This window comes from Blautia sp. DFI.6.71, assembly GCF_020593585.1.
Taxonomy (GTDB): domain Bacteria; phylum Bacillota; class Clostridia; order Lachnospirales; family Lachnospiraceae; genus Blautia_A; species Blautia_A wexlerae.
This window is the reverse complement of sequence record NZ_JAJDMJ010000048.1, coordinates 23,180-29,537: the sequence shown is the minus strand read 5'-3', so window position 1 is coordinate 29,537 and position 6,358 is coordinate 23,180. Positions and strand designations below refer to the sequence as shown.

The following is a 6,358-nucleotide window of genomic DNA, read 5'->3' as shown; positions in this document are numbered from 1 at the left end:
CTGACGATACAAAAATTTATTATTTTTTATTGTCCTCTTGACGGGGAGCATACCACATTTCATAAAATGTGTGATGGTTCTTATTTTTTATCTTATAGCAATTCCATAAAATAATGCAATCAAGACAGTTCAGCAGAGTGCGAGTTTCCTTCTATAGCCCTCCTCGTAAATTATGTATATAAGAGGATTACTATACAGAATTTCGTCGCAAACTGCCATAAATACTACTATGAATAAAGGTTATATATCATAAACACTGCGCACTTTCAGTCCATCCGGCTTTCCATCGAGTATCTTCACTCTGTATTCTCCTGCATTCATGTCAAAATAATTATCTTCAAGAATCAGGTCATCATTCTCATTCCGGATTTCCACACTCTTTGCATATGCTTCTGCCTTAACAACTATCTCATCTCCGTCTACGCGCACAGCCAGTCCGGGATTCAGATAGTGGAAGTATTTCGGATAGGAAAAAATCACAGTTCCCTGAGAAATAATCTGATCATTTTCCCATGCCTCATAACTTACATATTCATTAAAACAGTCAATCTGGGGAAGTTCGACCTTATCCATCCATACAGCAGACAATGCCGGTACTTCCAGCCACTGTTCTTCCTCCCTCAGAATTGTGGCATCTGTCTTTCGCACTGCCCATTTCACCAGAACCCTGTGAGCATCCAGCGTTTCATTGGTCACATTCAGACGGATGGATTTTTCAAATTCAAAATGCTGACGGTTCATATCCGCTTCCACTGTCATCCAGCTCTGTTCTTCACAGGAAAGCATTACAGGCGCAAAGAATCTCTTCGCATAATAATGAAGCGCTTTCCAGCGTCCGTAATAATCAATGGATGACCAGGAAATAACCGGCCAACAGTCATTTAACTGCCAGTAGATTGCACCCATACAACGTCCCCGGTTTCTGCGGTAATGCTCGACTCCATATCGGATTCCATCTGCCTGGAGAAGCTGAGATGCATAAACAAAATCGCTGAAGTTCTCAGGATAACGGTATGCTGCCTGCATGTATTTGGCAATTTTTCCATTTCCTCCGTAATTTCTCTGATGTTTCTCCATCACATAAGAAAATGGATTCAATTCTTTCGGATCATCTGTTACTGTTTCAAGCGTTTTTACAGACGGGAATGACTGAAAACCAAACTCAGATGCATATCTGAAGAAATATTTACGATATTCTGAAAATGGCTTATTGCCATGCCATACTTCCCAGTAATGCACATCTCCACGGTTCGGATCATTGGGTTCATCAAAGGAACCGCCTGATGACGGGCTTGCAGGCCAGTAGAAGGTATCCGGGTCGTATTCGCTGAGAACTTCCGGAATAATGCGCTCATACATAAACAGATAATCTCTCATTTCTGTCGGCTTTGTCACCCAGGTGCCCTGCTTTACAAACATTTCCATCTCATTGTTTCCGCACCACAGGGCAAGGGATGCATGATGACGGAGGCGTTTGATATTATCAATAAATTCCTGACGGATATTTGCCTCAAACTCCGGTGTCAATTCATAGACAGAGCATGCAAACATAAAGTCCTGCCATACCATCAGCCCCAGTTCATCACAGAGATCAAAGAACCAGTCCTCAGGATAATAGCCGCCACCCCAGACACGTACTGTATTAAAGTTCGCTCTCTTGCACTGAAGAAGTAATTCTCTGGTACGTTCTCTGGATGTTCTCTGCAGAAGATTGTCCTCAGGGATATAGTCAGCGCCCATGGCAAAGACCTGATAACCGTTTACTTCATGAGCAAAGCTCTCGCCCCACTGGTCTTTCTCTCTATGCATGGTCAGCGCACGGAGACCGATTTTTCTGCACCAGGTGTCTACAATCTTATCTCCGGCTTTCAGGTCTACCTGCACCTGATATAACGGCTGTTCTCCCAGTCCATTTGGCCACCAGAGCTGCGGATTTTCAATCTCCATTTCATCCGGACAGTCATCCCATATGGTTTTTGTTCCATCCGGTGCAGTTACAGTCACCTGATATTCCAGTGCCTGTGCACCTTCATACCCATCTGCTTCGCTCTCTTCCTCATCAACAGTCTCCACATCTACTTCCGGAACCAGCAGGACTTTGCCATCCTTATGTACCTGACGGATATACACGCTGTCCAGTCTGGCAGTTTCAATTCCCAGAAGTGTTACAGGACGGAAGATACCTCCATCCGGCAGACATGCACCCCAGTCCCAGCCGCACATATAGTGAGCTTTGCGCAGATGCATAAATCCCTCAATTGTGTCTTCATTTCCCCTGTTTTTATATTTCTTAAATGCCTCTGCCATGAACTTCAACGGAGAGCGAATGATAACGCGTAAGGTATTTTTGCCGTTTTCAAGCAGCTCTCCTACCGGGAATTCCCAGATTCTGTGCATGTTATCAACTTTTCCAAGACAACATCCATTCAGATAGATGTCCGCAATCGTATCAATCCCGTCAAATCTCAGGATCACTTCCTGACAATCTTTAAACTGCGCTTCTTCATAATTAAATACCGTTCTGTATTCATAATCCTCCTCCATCAGTGCTTTCGCCTGATATTCATTATCCCCAAAGAACGGATCCGGCATCTTTCCGGTCTTAAGAAGTGCCGCATAAATATCCCCCGGAATCTGTGCCGGAATCCAGTCCAGTTGTCTGATATTGCACAACTGCCAGTTTTCATGAAGCTGTAATTTTATCATTTGTCTTATCCCTCTTTGATTATTTTTTACATATGTTTGCATTCAACTATATATATAATATCATACTGCCCTTTTCTAAATCAACTCTGCAAAAGAAATCATTACTGTTCACTCCGTTCACAGTAACAGGAAATCTTTTGCTTGACATTCCCGGAAATTCTATGCACAATAAAGGGAACAAAAACTATGATGTATGGAGTATATAGAAATGAAAGAAAAGTTATATACCATTCCACTTAATGATGCGGTAAATGCCAGTGACGAGTGTCCTTTCTGTTTTATTGAGCGGGAACTGGAGCAGAACTCGCTGGATTTTGTACTGGGTAACAGTTCTTCTTATATGGAAAGTGACATCCGGGATCAGACGGATAAGGCGGGATTTTGCAGGGTACATATGAAGAAAATGTTTGATTATGGGAATACTCTTGGGAATGCATTGATTCTTCAGACTCATTATCATAAACTTCGGGAAGAGATGAGAAAGCAGTTTGATTCTTTTTCACCCGGAAAATCCTCGGTCCTCGCGCGTTTCCGCCGTTCAGATTCCAGCGCAGATAAGAATCCGATTGCTGCATGGACTGCTTTTAAGGATTGCAGCTGTTTTATCTGTCAGAATATTGAGGATACATTTAAACGGTATGTGGAAACTTTTTTCTGGCTGTACCGGCAGGATAATGAATTTAAAAATAAAATTCTGCGCAGTAAAGGCTTCTGTCTGCATCACTTCGGGATTCTGTGCAACGGTGCAGATAAATATCTGAATGATAAAGAAAAGGCTGAGTTTTATCCTGCCATGTTCAGACTGATGGATGAAAACTTCCAGCGTATGGAAGAAGATCTGGTATGGCTGTCAGATAAGTTTGATTACAGAAATAAGGATGCTGACTGGAAAAACTCCAAAGATGCGCTCCAGCGTGGAATGCAGAAACTTCGCAGCGGATACCCGGCAGATCCGGTGCATAAGGCAAAATAAAAAATTCTCTCTTAACATTTATGAACCAATATACTTCATGATCATTTGTTAAGAGAGAATTTTTTATTACATTACAACTCCATCAATTTCTATATCAGCATCCACATCCTGAGTATAGTCGATATCTTCATATCGGAATCCAAACATATGATAGAAATCTTCCCAGTAACCATCAATATCGCAATATTCCTTTACAGTGTCTGTAGTAACAGCTTTCCAGCATTTTTTTACTTCTTCCTGAATCTCCGGCGTCAGTTCGTAATCATCCATACGAATAAAACCATTCTCATCTGTCTGGAAGCCTGTTGGTGTGTAGAGTTTCTGTGTAAATAGTCTGGCAATCTGCTGAATGCAGTTTTCATGATTTCCGGCTTTCTTCATTACTTTATAGAGGATTGCAAAATACAGCGGCACAACCGGAATTGCTGCACTTGCCTGAGTTACAAGGCCTTTATTTACTGATATTACCGCACAGACATCCGGGTGTGCCTGGTTGATCTCAGACATTGTTTTCTGTAAATGCTGTTTGGCAGTTCCGATGGTTCCGTGATAGTAAATTGGATAAGTAAGTTCCGGTCCGATATAGGAATATGCTACGGTTACTGCATTCTCAGTCAGTACATCTGCTGCTTTCAGCGCATCAATCCAGTCTGCCCAGTCTTCGCCGCCCATAACCTTTACAGTACTTAAAACTTCTTCCTCTGTAGCAGGTTCTACTGTTTTCTCTGTGATCTCATTATTTCTCAGATCCAGACTCTTCTCTGTAAATGGCTCATCTGTAGTTTTCAGACAGGAAGACCAGGTCTTTCCTTCTGCATCTGTACGTCTCGGTGCTGCCAGGCTGTAGACTACCAGGTCCACTTTTCCAAGATCCTGTTTGATCAGTTCAATCGCCTTCTCCTTGATTTCCTTTGAAAAAGCATCTCCGTTAATGGTCTTTGCATAAACACCTTTCCCGGAAGCCAGTCTGTGAAACTCTGCTGTATTATACCATCCGGGTGTAGCTGTCCTTCTGCCATTTGCCTGACGTTCAAACATGATTCCAAGAGTATCAGCACCACAGTTTTCCAGTGCACAGATACGGGATGCGAGGCCGTAGCCTGTAGAACATCCGATGATCAGTGCTTTTTTTGTTCCGTTTACCATTCCCTGTTTACAGGCGTAATCTGCCTGGTTGCGCACACTCTCTGCACATCCCTGCGGATGTGCGGTTGTACAGATATATTCTCTTACTTTTGGCTCGATGATCATAACTTTTCTCCCTGAATTTATTTCTTTGCCTGATATTTTTTAGTCAAGCGGATAAAATCATCCGCTTCGTTACTTGTTCATAATCGAATAACTGCTCCGCAGTATATACGCTTGAATTGTATGTATTGCAAATATTTTGAATCTCAAAATATTATAACAAAGAAAAAGCAGAACGTAAAGTAAAAATCTCAGATTCTTCCCTATGTTCTACTTTTTTTACATTCTGGCTCTGATTTCATCTATAAACTTTGTGAAATATGCTCCGCCAGAACATTACATTACTTTTACCCACTATTTCGCAGTAGTACTTCCAAATCCACCATTGCGGATTTCTGTAGCATCATCATCTACCGTGATTCCGTACTCTACAAAGATTCCCTGCATGAATCCTGTATCTGCCGGAATTGTCAGAGTTTTGTTTTCATTGGAATCATTTGTGATCTTTGAGAAAATATGCCCTTCGTTATCTGAATAGAAATAATCACTGTCAATGATACCAACTGTGTTGTTAAGCTGAAGACGGTATTTAAATCCCAGTCCGCTTCTCGGATAACATTTCAGCACCCATTCCGGCTGCATTTCCACCCGGATTCCTGTCGGGATCTTTACTGTTTCGCCTGGCTTCAGAGTAAATTCTGCCGGTGCGAAAAAGTCATAGCCGGCACTTCCTGCTGTCGCTCTCTTCGGCAAACGGATAGCCTCGTATACTTTCTCTGCTTCTTCCTGAGACTGTGCGAAGGTATCGATCCAGTCTGCTGTGAAGCGTTCTTTGCTTACTTTATGAAATTTCGCGATTCGTTTCATCTGTTTTTCCTCCTGTCTGGTCATGCAAAGCTGACACTCCTGCTTCGCAGTACACTCATAGCTGAATATTTGACTGATTCAGTAAAAAAGCAGTTCAGGTACACCTGACGCATACTTGAACTGCCTGTATATTTCTTATTTATGCAATACGACTTTTCCTTCATGAAGAGTTTTGGGAACATCGATCACTCTCTGATTGCTAGAACCTTTCCATTTCAGGGAAAGTTCTTTCTTGTCCACCTCAAATTCACCGTCTACGCAGACATCCAGATAACGCACAATCTCTTCTTTGCAGATCTCCTCCCAGAGGAAACCTGTATAAAGCCAGATTGTTTTACCAGGATATCTCTTTCTGATCTCCTTCGCAAAGGCTGTTACCTCAGTGATATTTGCCGGGTGCAGTGGATCTCCACCTGAAAAGGTAATTCCGCTCACATAATCCTTATCCAGTTCCGCAAAAATCTCCTTGCGTTCTGCCTCACCGAAAGGCAGTCCGCCGTTTGGATCCCAGGTGACAGGATTCTGGCACTCCGGACAGCAGTGATTGCATCCTGCCACCCAGAGCACTACACGAAGTCCGTCGCCATTAAGCATATCGTCCTTGGTAATATTGTGATATCTCAT

The 6,358-nt window shown here is 42.6% G+C and carries 5 protein-coding genes; 1 reads left to right on the top strand and 4 read right to left on the bottom strand.

The genetic code is table 11. The features are described from left to right. Positions 1-240: 240 nt before the first annotated feature. Positions 241-2,706: a beta-mannosidase gene (locus LJE12_RS15725; RefSeq protein WP_118610791.1), complete on the bottom strand. Its 2,466-nt coding sequence runs from the start codon at positions 2,704-2,706 to the stop codon at positions 241-243. A 208-nt stretch (positions 2,707-2,914) separates the two neighbouring features. Between LJE12_RS15725 and LJE12_RS15720 the strand changes: the two genes are divergently transcribed. Next, positions 2,915-3,679, top strand: a complete 765-nt coding sequence (locus tag LJE12_RS15720; RefSeq protein ID WP_025577189.1) for a DUF6062 family protein — start codon at positions 2,915-2,917, stop codon at positions 3,677-3,679. A 66-nt stretch (positions 3,680-3,745) separates the two neighbouring features. On the opposite strand, the gene fabV is transcribed toward LJE12_RS15720, so the two are convergent. The 3 genes from fabV to nrdG all read right to left on the bottom strand — a co-directional run bounded on the left by fabV (position 3,746) and on the right by nrdG (position 6,358). Next, on the bottom strand, positions 3,746-4,930 hold the full coding sequence (gene fabV, locus LJE12_RS15715) for an enoyl-ACP reductase FabV (RefSeq protein WP_118633599.1): 1,185 nt from the start codon (positions 4,928-4,930) through the stop codon (positions 3,746-3,748). A gap of 291 nt (positions 4,931-5,221) precedes the next feature. Next, positions 5,222-5,734, bottom strand: a complete 513-nt coding sequence (locus tag LJE12_RS15710) for a deoxyuridine 5'-triphosphate nucleotidohydrolase (RefSeq protein ID WP_008707572.1) — start codon at positions 5,732-5,734, stop codon at positions 5,222-5,224. Positions 5,735-5,869: 135 nt separating this feature from the next. Continuing rightward, a complete protein-coding gene (gene nrdG / locus LJE12_RS15705) occupies positions 5,870-6,358 on the bottom strand; it encodes an anaerobic ribonucleoside-triphosphate reductase activating protein (protein WP_008707576.1) in 489 nt (162 codons plus the stop codon).

Coding starts and splice junctions, on each gene's coding strand:
- nrdG (WP_008707576.1), bottom strand. CDS start 6,358: ATGAGATATCACAATATTACCAAGGACGATATGCTTAATGGCGACGGA.
- fabV (WP_118633599.1), bottom strand. CDS start 4,930: ATGATCATCGAGCCAAAAGTAAGAGAATATATCTGTACAACCGCACAT.
- LJE12_RS15710 (WP_008707572.1), bottom strand. CDS start 5,734: ATGAAACGAATCGCGAAATTTCATAAAGTAAGCAAAGAACGCTTCACA.
- LJE12_RS15725 (WP_118610791.1), bottom strand. CDS start 2,706: ATGATAAAATTACAGCTTCATGAAAACTGGCAGTTGTGCAATATCAGA.
- LJE12_RS15720 (WP_025577189.1), top strand. CDS start 2,915: ATGAAAGAAAAGTTATATACCATTCCACTTAATGATGCGGTAAATGCC.